We start from the raw sequence: 15,995 nt of genomic DNA on the forward strand, positions 1-15,995 counted from the left end.
CTCACCCGGGGGGCCACTGGAGGCCCCGGCCGCCGAGGACGTGCGCGTGGGCGTGCCAGACGGTCTGGCCGGCGCCGCTGCCCGTGTTGAAGACGAGGCGGTAGCTGTCGAGCTTCTCCTCGTCGGCGACGGCCTTCGTCTCGGCGAGCACGTCGGCGGCCAGCTGCGGGGCGCCCGCAGCGAGTTCGGCCGCGTTCTCGTAGTGGGCCTTGGGGATCACCAGGACGTGGGTCGGGGCCTGGGGGTTTATGTCCCGGAAGGCCACGGTCGTCTCGGTCTCGCGGACGATCGTCGCCGGGATCTCCCCCTTGACGATCTTGCAGAACAGGCAGTCGTCCTGCGGTTCTCCGGCCATGAATGTGCCTCCTGTGATCATTTACGGTGGGCATCGTAGTCGGTCAGGCGGGCATGCCCGGCGGAGATTTCGCGGGGCTGGTCTCCAGGGCCTCCAGTGCGAGCCTGACGGCCTCGTCCAGTTGGGCGTCCCGGCCCGCCGCCCAGTCCTGCGGGGTCTGTACGACCTCCACGTCGGGGTCCACCCCGTGGTTCTCCACGTCCCAGCCGGCGCCCTCCAGCCACATCGCGTACTTCGGCTGGGTGACCAGGGTGCCGTCGACCAGGTGGTAGCGGCTGTCGATGCCGATGACGCCGCCCCAGGTGCGGGTACCGACGACCGGGCCGATACCGAGGGCCTTGACGGCCGCGTTGACGATGTCGCCGTCGGAACCGGAGAACTCGTTGGCGACGGCGACGACCGGGCCTCGCGGAGCGTCCAGGGGGTAGCTGGTGGGGCGCATGCCGCGCGGGACGTCCCAGCCGATGATCCGGCGGGCCAGCTTCTCGATGACGAGCTGGGAGGTGTGGCCGCCGCGGTTCTCCCGGACGTCGACCACGAGACCCTCGCGGGCCACCTCGACGCGCAGGTCCCGGTGGATCTGGGCCCAGCCGGGGGCCTGCATGTCGGGGACGTGGAGGTAGCCGAGGCGGCCGGCGGAGGCCGCGTGGACGTGGGCGCGGCGGCCGGCCACCCAGGCGTGGTAGCGCAGGGGCTCCTCGTCGGCGACGGGGACGACGACGGTGTGGCGGGGTTCGCCGCCGCCGGCCGGGGAGACGGTCAGTTCGACGGGGTGGCCCGCGGTGCCCACGAGCAGCGGGCCGGGGCCCGTCACGGGGTCCACGGCATGGCCGGCGACCGCGATGATCGCGTCACCGGGGCGGACCGCGACGCCGGGTGCGGCGAGCGGGGAGCGGGCGTCCGGGTCGGAGGTCTCCGAGGGCAGGATGCGGTCGATGCGCCAGCTGCCGTCCGCGTGCCGGGAGATGTCGGCGCCGAGCAGGCCCTGCCGGTGGCCGCCGGAGCGGCCGCGCGGGATGACGTAGGCGTGCGAGGTGCCGAGTTCGCCGTGCAGCTCCCACAGCAGGTCGACCAGGTCGCTGTGGGTGGCGAGCCGGCCGAGCAGCGGGCGGTAGCGGTCCAGGACGCCGGCCCAGTCGGTGCCGCCGAGGTCGGGCCGCCAGAAGTGGTCGCGCATGAGCCGGCCGGTCTCGTCGTACATCTGCCGCCACTCGGCGGCCGGGTCGACGGTCTGCCGGACGCGGGCGAGGTCGACGGTGACGCTGGTGTCACCGTCGTCCTCGGTGCCGGTGCGGCGGTCGCTCGGGACCACCCGCAGGCGGCCGTCGCTCCACAGCAGGACGCGTTTGCCGTCGCCGCTGACCTCGAAGTGGTCGGCGGTGGAGGCGAGGTGTTCCAGGCGGCGCTGGGCCAGGTCGTAGCGCTCCAGCTCGCTGTGCGGTTCGGGGTCCTCGGGGTGGGCGCGGGAGGCGCCGAGGACGCCCTCGACGGGGTGGCGCAGCCAGAGGACGCCGTCCTTGGCGGCCCGCAGGGTGCTGTAGCGGCCGGCCTCCACCGGGAAGGGCACGATCCGGTCGGCGAGCCCTTCGCGGTCGATCCGGGTGGCCGGGGTGCCCTCGCTGTCGGGGGTCTCGTCCTTGTCGGGGGCCTCGGACGGGCGGCCGTGGCGCTGCGGGCCGAACGGCGAGGGGGTGGTCGCGGCCAGGGTGATCAGGTGCGGGCGGGCGCCGACCACGAACGCGAGGTCGAAGGCGTGCTCGTCGTAGACCGGGTCGAAGGCGCGGTTGGAGAGGAACGCGAGGTGCTTGCCGTCGAGGGTGAAGGCGGGCGCGTAGTCCTGGAAGCGCAGCGGGGTCGCCTCGGTGACCGACAGGTCGGTGGTGTGGGCGATGCGCAGCTGGGACAGCGGGCGGGGGCCGGGGTGGGCCCAGGCGAGCCAGGCGGAGTCGGGCGAGAAGGCCAGCCCGAAGACCTCGCCGTCGTCGCTGCGGTCGACCTCGCGGACCTCGCCGGTCTCCCGTTCCACCATGAGCAGTCTGCCGTCGTGCGCGGCCACGGCGGCCCGGCCGCCGTCGGGGGCCACGGCCAGCTCCAGGACCCGGCCGAGCTGTCCGGCGGCGAGCCGGCGCGGCGGGGCGCCGGGCACGGTGCCGGTCGCGGGCGCGAACTCCAGGGCGTCCTCGCCCTCGGCGTCCGTCACCCACACCACCCACTCCTCGCCCTCGGCGCGGAAGGCGCGCGGCATCCGGGCGCGCACGCCGGGGGTGGCGGCCAGGGCGCGGGCGGGACCGGAGCGGTGGGTGACCCAGTGGATGCCGCCGCGCACGCAGACGGCGCTGCCGCGCGCGGTGTGGTCGGGGGACGCGGCGTCGCACCAGTGGGCGGCGTTCACCGGGCGGGGACGCAGATCGATCCGCGGCCCGCCCAGCCGTACGTCCAGCCGGCGCGGCTCGGCGCCCTCCAGGTCGTCCAGCAGCCAGAGTTCACCGGCCGAGGCGTAGACGACCCGGGTGCCGTCACCGGCGGCGTGCCGGGCGTAGAAACCTCCCCCGTGCGGGGAGTGCCGGCGCAGGTCGGAGCCGTCGGCGAGCGAGGAGTAGAGCGCGCCGGTGCCCTCGTGGTCGGAGAGGAAGGCGATCCGGTCACCCGCCCACACCGGGCACTCGATGTTCCCGGCGATGTCCTCGTGCAGCCGGACGAACGTGCCGCTGCCGTCCCGGTCGATCCACAACTTGCCCGCTGTACCGCCCCGGTAGCGTTTCCAGTGGGCGGCCTCGCGGCCCATCGGCGCGGACAGCAGCACGGTGGCCGGGCCGAGGGCCACGTCGCCGACCGGGCCGTAGGGCAGGGTCTCGGCCGGTCCGCCGTCCAGCGGGACGGCGTGCGCCCAGCTGTGCCGGGAGCTGGGCCGGCCCTGCGCGCCGAGCGCGAGCACCCGCCCGTCGGTGGTCCAGCCGAGCACCTCGGTACGGCGGTTGCCCCAGTACGTCAGCCGCTCGGCGGGACCCCCGTCGACCGGGGCCACGTGCACCTCGGGGGCGCCGTCCCGGGTGGAGGTCCAGGCGAGGTGCCGACCGTCCGGCGACATCCGGGGCCGGGTCACCGGCGTGTTGTCGGCGCTGACCCGCCAGGCCCGGCCGCCGTCCAGCGGCGCGAGCCAGACGTCGTCCTCGGCGGCGAAGGCCACCAAGTCGCCGTGCGCGTGGGGGAATCGGAGGTAGGCGGACGTTCCGGATTCCGTGGTTCCCGTCGAAGCACCCTGAGTCACGCCGTCACTCTACGCAGCGACCGGTGCGCCCCGCTCCCGGTTTCGGATCACTTGCCCTGCACGGGCCAGACGGTCCGCGTGACGGTGACGGTCACGGTGACGTCCGGCTTCGGCTGTCCCCCGGTCGGCGGGCGGTACGTCGGTCCGGGCGTCGCCGCGCAGTTGCCGAGCCCGTCGGCGTGGAACACCTGCCGGCCGCCGACCTCGGCCGTCAGGTCGCCGCGCACGCAGGCGCCGTCGACGGCCCTGGTCACCAGCCCGGTGACGACGATCTTCCGCCCGTCGTGCGTCTCGCCCCGGCAGTCGACGGAGACGACGGTGCTCTCGGAGGGCGCGGGCGAGGTGCCGTGCGTGCGGTCGTCGCCCTGCCGTCCGGTGCAGGTCAGCCAGGCGACGTCCACATGCCGGTGCTCGAGCGCGGCGGTCGCGGTCCGGTCGGTGGTGTAAGCGACGGTCGCGGACCCGAGCCCGCCCGGCTGGCACGCGGTGACGGCACCCGCGCCGACCCCGACGAACCCCACCACGGCCGCCGCGCGCGCCCCGCGCCTTATCCGCCTCGATACACCCATGCAGGGCAGCGTGCCACCGGCCCGAACGGTGCGGAAGACCGCATACGGCCACTCACCCGTTCGGGAAGCCGGTTCCGGGGGGAAGCGCTCGGAAGGGGCGCGCTCAGCCGCGCAGCAGCAGCCACTCCTGGAGTTCGACCAGGTTGCCCTCCGGGTCCTTGAGGTGGGCCACGCGCATGCGGTCGGTCATGGGGGCCGGGCCGTGCAGCAGGACCGCGCCGCGGGCGGTGATCCCGGCGCAGTAGGCGTCGAGGTCGTCGACGCGCAGGACCACCAGGGAGCGGTGCCCGGTGGCGGTGTCGCCCAGTTCGTTCAGCACCTCGGCCATCATCGCGCGGTCCTGCAGCGCGATCCCGGCGGAGCCGGTGTGCGGGCTGAACTTCTCGTACGGGCCGCGGGCCGCCCCGGACTGCGGCTTGAGGCCGAGGACATCGGCGTAGAAGCGGTAGCAGGCGGCGAAGTCGGTGACGAGCAGCCGGACTTGGGCCAGTTCCAAGGTGTTCCCCCGGGGAGTCAGGACCAGCGGCCGGTACGGCCCAGCAGCAGGGCCGCGGCGGCGGTGCCGGCGGTGGATGTGCGCAGGACGGTCGGACCGAGGACGTAGGGCCGCGCACCCGCCTCCGCGAAGAGCGCCAACTCCTCCGGGGAGACGCCGCCTTCGGGACCGACGACCAGCACGATCTCTCCCTCGGCGGGCAGTTCGGCGGTGGCCAGGCGCGCGTCGCCGCTCTCGTGGAGCACGGCGGCGAAGTCCGCCCGGGCGAGCAGCGCGCCCACCTGCTTGCTCGTCGCCGCGTCCGCGACCTCGGGGAAGCGAACCCGGCGGGACTGCTTGCCGGCCTCCCGGGCGGTGGCCCGCCATTTACCGAGGGCCTTCAGCCCGCGCTCGCCCTTCCACTGGGTGATGCAGCGCGACGCCTGCCACGGCACGATCGCGTCGACGCCGACCTCGGTCATCGTCTCGACGGCCAGTTCGCCGCGGTCGCCCTTGGGCAGGGCCTGGACGACGGTGATGCGCGGGCTGGCCGGCGGCTCCTCGTGCACGGACGCCAGGCCCGTGACGACCAGCCGGTCCTTGCCCTCGGCGGCCTTGACGACGCCCTCGGCCCAGCGTCCGCGCCCGTCGGTGAGGACCACGTCCTCGCCGGGCCGCAGCCGCTTCACGGACACGGCGTGCCGTCCCTCGGGGCCGTCGAGCACGAACTCGGGCCCGGTCGGGTCGAGCTGCTCGACGACGAAGACGGGCGCGGTCATCGCGGGTCACCTCCGGCTCGCCGCGGGTCCGACAACGCTGTCCCGGCTTCGGCGAGTTCGGCCACCAGCACCTCCACCAGCCGTCCGGCGGGCAGTTCCCGGGCCATCCGGTGGCCCTGCCCCGCCCACAGCGCCATGCCCTGCGCGTCCCCGGCCTTGGCGGCGGCCTTGCGCAGCGGGGAGGTGAGGTGGTGGACCTCCGGGTAGGCGGCGGGGGCGTACGGGCCGTGCTCGCGCAGGAAGCGGTTGACCAGTCCGCGGGCCGGGCGGCCGGAGAAGGCGCGGGTCAGTTCGGTGCGCGCGAACAGGGGGTTCGTCAGCGCCTGTTTGTGCAGGGCGTGCGCGCCGGACTCCGGGGTGGCGAGGAAGGCGGTGCCCAGCTGGGCCGCGCTCGCGCCCGCCGCGAGGACGGCCGCGATCTGGCTGCCCCGCATGATGCCGCCGGCGGCGACGACCGGGATGCGGACGGCCTCCCGGACCTGCGCGACCAGCGCCAGCAGTCCGATGCCGGAGCCGTCGTTCTCCGGGAGGTCCCGGTGGCTGCCCTGGTGTCCGCCGGCCTCCACGCCCTGGGCGATCACCGCGTCCGCGCCGGCCTGCTCGACCGCGCGGGCCTCCTCGGCGGTGGTGGCGGTGACCAGGGTGAGGGTCCCCGCCCGGCGGAAGGTGTCGAGCACCTCCCGGGCCGGCACGCCGAAGTGGAAGGAGACCACCGGCACCGGGTTGTCGAGGAGGACGGCGAGCTTGGCGTCGTAGCCGTCGTCCCGGCCGCTGTCCGGGTCGCCCAGCTCGGTCTCGTACCAGGCGGCCTCGCCGGCCAGCTGGTGCGCGTACACCTCCACCGCGCCGGAGGGGGGCACGGCGCCGGCGGCTCCGGTGGAGCCGGTGCTCGCACCGGGGTACTCCGGCTGCGGCATGAACACGTTCACGCCGAAGGGCCGGTTCGTGAGCCCCCGCAGCTGCTTGATGTCCTGGTACATGCCGTCGGCGGTCTTGTACCCGGCGGCGAGGAACCCGAGGCCGCCGGCCTCGGAGACGGCGGCGGCGAGCTGCGGGACGGAGACACCGCCCGCCATGGGGGCCTGCACGATCGGGTGGGGAAGGAGATCGGTCAGCGCGGAGGACATGACCGCATGTTGTCACGTCCTCCGAACAAGTCCGAATCCGGGCGCCCCGGCCCAGGACACCGGCACGGAGGGCACCGGAGCACCCCGCACACCCGGTTCCAGCACGCCTGCCCGGGGGCGCCCGCGGCCCGCGTCAGCGGCCGTTGAAAGCGTCCTTCAGCCGGGAGAACAACCCCTGCTGGCCCGGCTGGAACTGGCCCTGCGGGCGTTCCTCGCCGCGGAGTTTGGCCAGCTCGCGCAGGAGTCGTTCCTGCTCGGGGTCCAGCTTGGTCGGCGTGGTCACCTCGACGTGCACGATCAGGTCGCCCCGGCCACCGCCGCGCAGATGCGTGACACCCCGGTTGTGCAGCGGGATCGACTGGCCGGACTGGGTGCCGGGCCGGATGTCGACCTCCTCCATGCCGTCCAGCGTCTCCAGCGGCACCTTCGTGCCGAGGGCCGCCGCCGTCATCGGGATCGTGACCGTGCAGTGCAGGTCGTCGCCGCGCCGCTGGAACATGGGGTGCGGCAGCTCGTGGATCTCGACGTACAGGTCGCCGGCCGGACCGCCGCCGGGGCCGACCTCGCCCTCGCCGGCGAGCTGGATCCGCGTGCCGTTGTCCACACCGGCCGGGATCTTCACGGTGAGCGTGCGGCGGGAGCGGACCCGGCCGTCGCCGGCGCACTCCGGGCACGGGGTGGGCACGACCGTGCCGAAGCCCTGGCACTGGGGGCAGGGACGCGAGGTCATGACCTGGCCCAGGAAGGACCGGGTGACCTGGGAGACCTCACCGCGGCCGCGGCACATGTCACACGTCTGCGCGGACGTCCCCGGGGCCGCGCCCTCACCGTTGCAGGTGTTGCAGACGACCGCGGTGTCGACCTGGATGTCCTTGGTCGTCCCGAAGGCCGCCTCGTCCAGCTCGATCTCGATCCGGATCATCGCGTCCTGGCCGCGGCGGGTGCGCGAGCGCGGCCCGCGCTGCGACGCCGTGCCGAAGAACGCGTCCATGATGTCGGAGAAGTTCCCGAAGCCGCCGGCGCCGAAGCCGCCCGCGCCCGCGCCGCCCGACTGGGAGAGCGGGTCGCCGCCGAGGTCGTAGACCTGCTTCTTCTGCGGGTCCGACAGCACCTCGTAAGCGGCGTTGATCTCCTTGAACCGCTCCTGGGTCTTCGGGTCGGGGTTGACGTCCGGGTGCAGCTCGCGCGCGAGCCGGCGGAACGCCTTCTTGATCTCATCCTGCGACGCGTCGCGGCGCACGCCGAGAACGGCGTAGTAGTCCGTGGCCACTTACGACTCCGCCAGGATCTGTCCGACGTACCGTGCCACTGCGCGTACCGCTCCCATCGTTCCCGGGTAGTCCATGCGGGTCGGTCCGACCACGCCGAGCTTGGCAACCGCCTCGCCGCCCGAACCGTAGCCGACCGACACGACGGAGGTGGAGTTGAGTCCCTCGTGGGCGTTCTCGTGGCCGATCCGCACGGTCACGCCCGGTTCCTTCGCCTCGCCGAGGAGCTTGAGGAGCACGACCTGCTCCTCAAGGGCCTCCAGGACGGGCCGGATGGTGAGGGGGAAGTCATGTCCGAAGCGGGTGAGATTGGCGGTACCGCCGATCATCAGCCGCTCCTCGTTCTCTTCCACCAGTGTCTCCAGCAGGGTGGAGAGCACCGTGGAGACCGTACCGCGGTCCTCCGGCTCGAAGGCGTCCGGGAGGTCCTCGACCAGCTTCGGCACATCGGCGAAGCGACGGCCCGCGACCCGGCTGTTGAGCCGCGCCCTGAGATCCGCCAGCGCGGTCTCGCCGAACGGCGCCGGGCAGTCGACCATGCGCTGCTCGACCCGTCCGGTGTCCGTGATCAGCACGAGCATCACACGGGCGGGAGCAAGCGAGAGCAGCTCCACGTGCCGGACGGTGGACCGGGTCAGCGACGGGTACTGCACCACGGCGACCTGCCGGGTCAGCTGCGCGAGCAGCCGCACCGTCCGCGCCACGACGTCGTCGAGGTCGACGGCGCCCTCCAGGAAGTTCTGGATGGCCCGCCGCTCGGGCCCGGTCATCGGCTTGACGCCCGCGAGCTTGTCCACGAACAGCCGGTAGCCCTTGTCGGTGGGGATCCGCCCGGCGCTGGTGTGCGGCTGGGCGATGTACCCCTCGTCCTCCAGGGCCGCCATGTCGTTGCGGACGGTCGCCGGGGAGACCCCGAGGTTGTGCCGCTCGGTCAGGGCCTTCGACCCGACCGGCTCCTCGGTGCCGACATAGTCCTGGACGATGGCGCGGAGTACCTGAAGCCTGCGTTCACTCAGCATTCGCGCGCACCTCCCGCATGTCGTCCCCATCGTCCCTTCGGGTGATCGGCCTGGCACTCTTCGCATGCGAGTGCCAACGTTCCCCCGCCCAGTGTAAGGCTGTCGGGTGCACACCGGGCAAGGCCGGACCCCGGCGCGGGTCGTACCGCTAGCGTCGCCGGTATGAGCGTGACTTGGGAAGAGCTGGGGTGGGAACGGCTGACCGCGAGGGTGGGGCGGTGCCGGCTGCCCGGCTGGGACTGCACGGCGGGACTGGTCCTCGGGGAGGGGACCGCGCTCCTCGTGGACGCCGGGTCGAGCCTGGCGGAGGGGGTCCGGCTGCGCGCGGCGGCCGAGGAGCTGGCGGGCGGCCGTGTGACCCATCTCGCGCTCACCCACCCCCATTTCGACCACGTCTTCGGCGCGTCCGCGTTCGCCGGGGCGGAGGTGTTCGCGGCGGTGGGCCTGGACGCGGCCCTGGCGTCCGAGCGCGAGGAGCTGCGCCTGGACGCGGTAAGGAACGGGCTGCCGGTGGCGGACGCGGACCAGGCGGTGGACGCGCTCCTCCCGCCCGGCCACCTGGTCTCCGGCGAGTGGACCCTCGGCCTCGGCGGCGGCCGGCAGGCACTGCTGGCCAACGTGGGTCCCGGCCACACGGCGTACGACCTCGCGGTCCTGGTGCCGGGCGATCCGGAGGTGGTGTTCTGCGGCGACCTGGTGGAGGAGTCCGGCGAGCCCCAGGCCGGCCCGGACGCGGTCCCGGCCCGCTGGCCGGACGCCCTCGACCGGCTGCTGGCCCTCGGCGGCGAGGACGCGTTGTACGTGCCCGGTCACGGAGCGGTCGTGGACGCGGGGTTCGTCCGCCGCCAACGGGACGCCCTGGCAACACGGTTCGGCGTGATCTGAGCGCCCGTTCCCGGCCTCCCCCGGCGTGTCGTACGCCCCCGCGCGCGGCTTCTCCTATCGTCATCCGAATGCGCCAGTACTCCGCCGACCTGACTCCTCCGTGGAAGAAGCCGAAGCGAGCGCCGGAGGTTCCGGCCGAGCCGGGCCTGGTGGTGGAGGAGCCCGGCACCGGGTTCTGCGGGGCGGTGATCGGCTGCGAGGCCGGCACGGTGACCCTGGAGGACCGGTTCGGCAAGCACCGCGTGTTCCCGCTGGAGCCGCGCGGCTTCCTGCTGGAGGGCAGGGTGGTGACGCTGGTCCGGCCGTCCTCCCCGGCGCCGGTACGGCCCGCCCGCACGGCCTCCGGCTCGGTCGCCGTCCCCCGGGCACGCGCGCGCGTGGCCCGCGCCGGCCGTATCTACGTGGAGGGCCGGCACGACGCCGAGCTGGTCGAGAAGGTGTGGGGCGACGACCTGCGCATCGAGGGCGTGGTCGTGGAGTACCTGGGGGGCGTGGACGACCTGCCGGCGATCGTCTCCGACTTCGCCCCGGGTCCCGACGCCCGCCTGGGCGTCCTGGTGGACCACCTGCTGCCCGGCACGAAGGAGTGGCGCATCGCGGAGTCGGTGACCAGCGAGCACGCGCTGGTCGTCGGCCACCCGTTCATCGACATCTGGCAGGCGGTGAAACCGGCGTCACTGGGCATCCCGGCGTGGCCGGCGGTGCCGAAGGGGCAGGACTGGAAGACAGGGGTGTGCCGGGCCCTGGGCTGGCCGGCGGAGAACACCGGCGCGGTGTGGCAGGCGATCCTGCAGCGGGTGGGGTCCTACAAGGACCTGGAGCCGGAGCTGCTGGGGCGCGTGGAGGAGCTGATCGACTTCGTCACGGGCGACGCCGGGGCCTGACGGCCGGACCCGGTGATCCGCGAGCGGAGCGGCCGGGACCGCAACCGATAGTCCACGCCGCCGCGCGCCTGTCCCCGCGCCTTTCCGACGCGCGGTCAAGCGGAATCGACCTCGGTACCCGAATGCGGCGGACCGGTCCCGCGATCATCGGGCGGGGACCCGGTGGCTCCTTCACCCTCGACGGCACGCCCCGGATCAGTCCACCAGGTCCCGCACCACCGCGTCCGCCAGCAGCCGCCCCCGCAGGGTCAGCGCGGCGCGCCCCTCCTCGTACGGGCCCTCCTCAAGGAGTCCGTCCGCGAGCGCGCGCCGGGAGGCCGCGAGCCCCTCCTCCTTCAGCAGGGACAGCGGAACCCCCTCACGCAACCGCAGCTCCAGCAGGATGCGCTCCACCCGCCGGTCCTCGTCGGACAGCAGTTCCCGGCCCGCGCCCGGGGAGCGGCCGGAGGCCAGGGCCGCCGCGTACGCGCCCGGGTGCTTGACGTTCCACCAGCGGACCCCGCCCACGTGCGAGTGGGCCCCGGGGCCCGCGCCCCACCAGTCGGCGCCGCGCCAGTACAGCTCGTTGTGCAGGCAGCGGCCCGCCTCGGAGGTGGCCCAGTTGGAGACCTCGTACCAGTCGAAGCCCGCCTCGCCCAGCATCTCCTCGGCGATCAGGTACCGGTCGGCGTGCGCGTCGTCGTCCGTCATCGGGACCTCGCCCCGGCGGATCCGGCGGGCCAGCTGGGTGCCCTCCTCGACGATGAGCGCGTAGGCGCTGATGTGGTCGGGGCCGGCGCCGAGGGCGGCCGCCAGGGACGCCCGCCAGTCGTCGTCGCTCTCCCCCGGCGTGCCGTAGATCAGGTCAAGGTTGACGTGCTCGAAGCCCGCCGCCCGCGCCTCCGCGACGCAACGCTCGGGGCGGCCGGGGGTGTGGGTCCGGTCGAGCACGCGCAGCACGTGCTGCCGCGCGCTCTGCATGCCGAAGGAGATCCGGTTGAAGCCGCCCTCGCGGAGGGTGGCGAGGTAGGCGGGGTCGACGGACTCCGGGTTCGCCTCGGTGGTGATCTCCGCGTCCGGCGCGAGACCGAACTCGGCGCGGATCACCCCCAGCATCCGTACGAGGTCCTCGGCGGCCAGCAGGGTCGGCGTACCGCCGCCGACGAAGACCGTGCGGACCTCGCGCGGGTCGTCGCCCAGCACCTTGCGCGCCAGCCGGACCTCGTCGGCCAGCGTGTCGGCGTAGTTGTCCCGGGAGGCCAGCACACCGCCCGTGCCGCGCAGCTCGGTCGCGGTGTAGGTGTTGAAGTCGCAGTAGCCGCAGCGGGTCGCGCAGTACGGGACGTGCAGGTAGAAACCGAGCGGGCGGCCTGCGGCCCCGGCGAGCGCGTGCGCGGGCAGCGCGCCGTCGGCGGGGACGGGCTCGCCGTCGGGGAGTGCGGAAGGCATGCCCCCATTGTCCCGTACCGGTGGCGTTACTCCGCCTGGAGCACCAGCAGGGCCAGGTCGTCCTCGGGCAGGCCGCCGCCGAAGTCGTGGACCAGGCGGCGGATCCTTTCCGCGATCAGCTCGGCACTCAGCCCCGCGCAGCCGGACAGGGCGCGGGCGAGCCCGTCGCCGTCGTCGAACTGGCGGCTGCCGGAGCGTCGCTCGGTGACCCCGTCGGTGACGCACAGCAGGCTGTCGCCCGGCCGCAGCTCCAGGGTCTCGCTGGTGTACGTCTCGTCCTCCACGACGCCGAGCAGTGTCTGCGGGCGGGCGGCGGTGCGCACGGTGCCGTCGGGGCCGAGGACGAGCGGCAGCGGGTGGCCGGCGGAGGCGAGGGTGCAGCGGACCCCGCCGTCGTACGGCGTCAGCTCGCCGTAGAGCAGGGACAGGAACCGGGTCTGCGGGCCGTCGCCGGCGGCCATCGGCCGGCCGCCGGCGACCAGGGCGCGGGCGGCTGCGTCGGCGGCCTCGGTGGCGTCGTCCAGCAGGAGCTGGTTGAGGCGGTCCAGGACGTCGGCGACCCGGTAGCCCTCGCGGGCGAGGAGGCGCAGCCAGGGGCGGGCCAGACCGATCACCACGGCGGCCTCGGGGCCCTTGCCCTGGACGTCGCCGACGGCGAAGCACCAGCGGCCGTCGCCCGCCGGGAACACGTCGTAGAAGTCGCCGCTCGGGCCGCCCTTGTCGCAGGGCTCGTAGACGAGGGCGCTGCGCACGCCGGGGATCTCGGCGACCGCGCCGGGCAGCAGGCCGCGCTGCAGGACGGCGCTGATGGTGACCTGGCGGGCGTACTGGCGGGCCGCGCCGATGGCGAGGGCGACCCGGCGGCCGAGGTCCTCCACCAGCCCGGTGACCTCGTCGGGGAAGCCGGCGATCCCGCACCGGCCGATGACCAGCGTGCCGAGCGGCCGGCCGCCTGCGATCAGCCGGTACGACAGCGCCGTCCCGTGGGCGCCCTGCGGGCCGAGGGCGTGGCCGGGCCAGGGGTAGGGCTCGGGGCCGGAGCGCGGCCCGTCCGGCGGGCACGGCGGCTCCTTCTCCAGGGCGCACCGCAGTTCCTCGATGCGGGCCTCGCTGGCGTGCCAGACCCGGGCGGGGCCGCCGCAGACGCCGCCGCGTACGGTCGCCTCGTCCTCCAGCCACACCGCGCACCAGTCGGCGAGCCGGGGCACGATCAGCTGGCCGGTGAGGGCCGCGACCAGGTTCTCGTCCAGCTGCCCGGCGAGCAGGTCGGAGGCCTCGGCGAGGAAGGACAGGGCGCCCCGGCCGAGCCAGTCCCGGTCGCCCTCGGCGCGCTGCGGCTGCGGGGCGAGGTTCTCGGCGATGCCCAGCGCGGGTTCCGGGCCGAGACCGTCCAGGTCATCGCTGCCGCCCGGGGGCAGCCGGGCCCAGACGGTCTTGGCGCCGGCGCGGTAGGTGACGCCCCAGGACTCGGCGAGCGTGGCGACCAGGCGCAGGCCGCGCCCGTACTCGGGGGTGTCGTACGTACCCTCGCCACCCGTGGCGTCCCGCGGGGCCCGGGAGGGGTGCTGGTCGTGCACCTCGACCACGAACGCGCCGGTCTGCTCCAGCCGCCACTCGACGTGCACCTCGGTACCGGCGTGCACGACGGCGTTGGTGACCAGCTCGCTGACGACGGCCATGACGTCGTCGGCGAGCCGGGCGGAGACACCGGGCGCCTCGGCCAGCGCGGCCCGCACCAGCGCCCGGGCCGAACCCGGGGCGAGGGGACTTCCGGGCAGCGTGGCCCGCCCCCGTGTCTCACCGGGGTGGGTGCCGCCGCTCTCCCGCTGCGTCGGTATGGCCGCCATGTCCATGCGGCCAGGGTGACAGACGGGAGGCACCCGTCAGCGTTGAGTTACCGAAGTGACCAGAAGAGGCAAACTTTCGGGCACCGGCGGGCACCAAAGGAGCGCGGGGAACCGTGTGACGCGCCACGGACGGCCCACGGCCGTCCATGGCCGCCCACGGTCCACGCGTCCCTCCGGATCCGCGCTACGCCTCCCGCGTCCCGGCGTACATCTCGTCGATGAGGTGCTTGTACTCCCGCTCGACCACCGGCCGCTTCAGCTTCAGGCTCGGCGTGATCTCGCCGTGCTCCACGTCGAGGTCCCGCGGCAGCAGCCGGAACTTCTTGATGGTCTGCCACTTCTGCAGCCCGGCGTTGAGCTCCCGCACGTACCCGTCGACCATCTCGACCGTCTGCGGCGCGGCGACGATCTCGGCGTACGGCTTGCCCTCCAGCCCGTTCTCCTTCGCCCAGTCGAGGATGGCGAGCTCGTCCAGGGCGATCAGGGCGGTGCAGTAGTTCCGGTCGGCGCCGTGCACCAGGATGTTGGAGACGTACGGGCACACCGCCTTGAACTGGCCCTCGACCTCGGCCGGGGCGACGTACTTGCCGCCGGAGGTCTTGATGAGGTCCTTCTTGCGGTCGGTGATGCGCAGGTAGCCGTCGGGCGACAGCTCGCCGATGTCGCCGGTGTGGAACCAGCCGTCGGACTCCAGCACCTCGGCGGTCTTCTCGGGCTGCTGGTGGTAGCCCTCCATGATGCCGGGGCCGCGCAGCAGGATCTCGCCGTCGTCGGCGATGCGGACCTCGGTGCCGGGCAGCGGCTTGCCGACCGTGCCGGTGCGGTAGGCCTCGCCGGGGTTGACGAAGGAGGCCGCGGAGGTCTCGGTGAGGCCGTAGCCCTCCAGGATGTGGATGCCGGCGCCGGCGAAGAAGTAGCCGATCTCCGGGGCGAGCGCGGAGGCGCCGGAGACGCAGGCGCGCAGCCGGCCGCCGAAGGCCTCGCGGAGCTTGCCGTAGACGAGGGTGTCGGCGACCTTGTGCCTGGTGGCGAGCCCGAACGGCACCGAGGCGGTGCCGGTGCGCCGGAAGTTGTCCTGGCTGGCCTTGGCGTACTCGCGGGCGACCTCGGCGGCCCACTGGAAGATCCGGTACTTGGCCCCGCCGCCCTCGCGGGCCTTGGCTGCGACGCCGTTGTAGACCTTCTCGAAGATGCGCGGCACGGCCGCCATGTACGTCGGCTGCACCACCGGCAGATTCTCGATGATCTTGTCGACCCGGCCGTCCACGGCGGTGACGTGCCCGACCTCGATCTGCCCGGAGGTGAGCACCTTGCCGAAGACGTGCGCGAGCGGCAGCCACAGGTACTGCACGTCCTCGGCACTGATCAGGCCGGTCCCGGCGATGGCCTTCGCCATGTAGGCCCAGTTGTCGTGCGGCAGGCGCACGCCCTTGGGGCGGCCGGTGGTGCCGGAGGTGTAGATGAGGGTGGCGAGCTGGTCCTTGGTGATCGCGCCGACCCGCTCCTTGATCAGCTGCGGGTGCTGCTCCAGGTAGGCGGTGCCGCGCTCCTCCAGCTCGGCCAGGGTGAGCACCCAGTCGCCGCTCTCGACGCCGGCCGGGTCGATGACCACGACCTTCGTCAGCGCGGGCAGCTCGGCACGCTTCTCCACGGCCTTGGCGAGCTGGGCCGCGTCCTCGGCGATCAGCACCCGGCTCTCGGAGTCGGAGAGGATGAACGCCGACTCGTCGGCGTTGGTCTGCGGGTAGACGGTCGTGGTCGCACCGCCGGCGCACATGATGCCGAGGTCGGCGAGGATCCACTCCACCCGGGTGGAGGAGGCGAGCGCCACCCGCTGCTCGGGCTGGATGCCCAGCTCGATGAGCCCGGCCGCGATCGCGTAGACCCGCTCGGCCGCCTGGCCCCAGCTGAGCGACCTCCAGTCGTCGGGGCCCTGGCCGGAGGCCGGCGGCACGGGGTGGCGGTAGGCCTCGGCGTCCGGTGTGGCCGCCACGCGCTCCAGGAAGAGGGCTGCCACGGACGGCGGACGGTTCTCGATCAGGGTCTGTGTGTCGCTCACGACATCCTCCGGGGGCCCGCGACGGTGCGGCT

General features: G+C 74.0%; 13 protein-coding genes. 2 read left to right on the top strand and 11 right to left on the bottom strand.

Annotated features, from left to right (window positions below; translation table 11 throughout):
- Position 1 precedes the first annotated feature (1 nt).
- The 8 genes from IG05_RS0121720 to hrcA form a co-directional block, all read right to left on the bottom strand.
- Entirely contained in the window at positions 2-355 is a 354-nt protein-coding gene (locus tag IG05_RS0121720; RefSeq protein ID WP_030344970.1) for a histidine triad nucleotide-binding protein, read from the bottom strand.
- Positions 356-398: 43 nt separating this feature from the next.
- A complete protein-coding gene (locus IG05_RS0121725; protein ID WP_199808359.1) occupies positions 399-3,623 on the bottom strand; it encodes a S41 family peptidase in 3,225 nt (1,074 codons plus the stop codon).
- A gap of 47 nt (positions 3,624-3,670) precedes the next feature.
- A complete protein-coding gene (locus IG05_RS0121730; RefSeq protein ID WP_051790107.1) occupies positions 3,671-4,192 on the bottom strand; it encodes a hypothetical protein in 522 nt (173 codons plus the stop codon).
- A 103-nt stretch (positions 4,193-4,295) separates the two neighbouring features.
- Positions 4,296-4,688, bottom strand: a complete 393-nt coding sequence (locus IG05_RS0121735) for a VOC family protein (RefSeq protein ID WP_030344975.1) — start codon at positions 4,686-4,688, stop codon at positions 4,296-4,298.
- 17 nt (positions 4,689-4,705) lie between these two features.
- Positions 4,706-5,446, bottom strand: coding sequence for a 16S rRNA (uracil(1498)-N(3))-methyltransferase (locus IG05_RS0121740; protein WP_030344977.1), 741 nt, complete (start codon positions 5,444-5,446; stop codon positions 4,706-4,708).
- A complete protein-coding gene (locus IG05_RS0121745; RefSeq protein WP_030344979.1) occupies positions 5,443-6,573 on the bottom strand; it encodes a nitronate monooxygenase in 1,131 nt (376 codons plus the stop codon). The genes IG05_RS0121740 and IG05_RS0121745 overlap by 4 nt, the downstream gene beginning before the upstream one ends.
- A gap of 133 nt (positions 6,574-6,706) precedes the next feature.
- The gene (gene dnaJ / locus IG05_RS0121750) at positions 6,707-7,843 is read right to left on the bottom strand and encodes a molecular chaperone DnaJ (RefSeq protein WP_030344981.1); all 1,137 of its coding nucleotides are present in this window, start codon (positions 7,841-7,843) and stop codon (positions 6,707-6,709) included.
- Entirely contained in the window at positions 7,844-8,860 is a 1,017-nt protein-coding gene (gene hrcA / locus IG05_RS0121755; protein WP_030344982.1) for a heat-inducible transcriptional repressor HrcA, read from the bottom strand.
- 162 nt (positions 8,861-9,022) lie between these two features.
- Between hrcA and IG05_RS0121760 the strand changes: the two genes are divergently transcribed.
- The gene (locus IG05_RS0121760) at positions 9,023-9,745 is read left to right on the top strand and encodes an MBL fold metallo-hydrolase (protein ID WP_030344984.1); all 723 of its coding nucleotides are present in this window, start codon (positions 9,023-9,025) and stop codon (positions 9,743-9,745) included.
- Positions 9,746-9,813: 68 nt separating this feature from the next.
- Positions 9,814-10,629, top strand: coding sequence for a DUF3097 domain-containing protein (locus tag IG05_RS0121765; protein ID WP_030344985.1), 816 nt, complete (start codon positions 9,814-9,816; stop codon positions 10,627-10,629).
- Between the two features lie 195 nt (positions 10,630-10,824).
- Here IG05_RS0121765 and hemW read toward each other — a convergent pair whose 3' ends face one another.
- The 3 genes from hemW to IG05_RS0121780 all read right to left on the bottom strand — a co-directional run bounded on the left by hemW (position 10,825) and on the right by IG05_RS0121780 (position 15,963).
- Complete coding sequence (gene hemW, locus IG05_RS0121770; protein ID WP_030344987.1) at positions 10,825-12,057, bottom strand: radical SAM family heme chaperone HemW; 1,233 nt, start codon at positions 12,055-12,057, stop codon at positions 10,825-10,827.
- Positions 12,058-12,083: 26 nt separating this feature from the next.
- On the bottom strand, positions 12,084-13,904 hold the full coding sequence (locus IG05_RS0121775) for a SpoIIE family protein phosphatase (protein WP_030344989.1): 1,821 nt from the start codon (positions 13,902-13,904) through the stop codon (positions 12,084-12,086).
- Between the two features lie 184 nt (positions 13,905-14,088).
- On the bottom strand, positions 14,089-15,963 hold the full coding sequence (locus IG05_RS0121780; protein WP_030344991.1) for an AMP-dependent synthetase/ligase: 1,875 nt from the start codon (positions 15,961-15,963) through the stop codon (positions 14,089-14,091).
- Positions 15,964-15,995 lie beyond the last annotated feature (32 nt).

Origin of the sequence: Streptomyces sp. NRRL S-1022 (assembly GCF_000720135.1) — a bacterium.
In the GTDB taxonomy this organism is placed as follows: Bacteria; Actinomycetota; Actinomycetes; order Streptomycetales; family Streptomycetaceae; genus Streptomyces.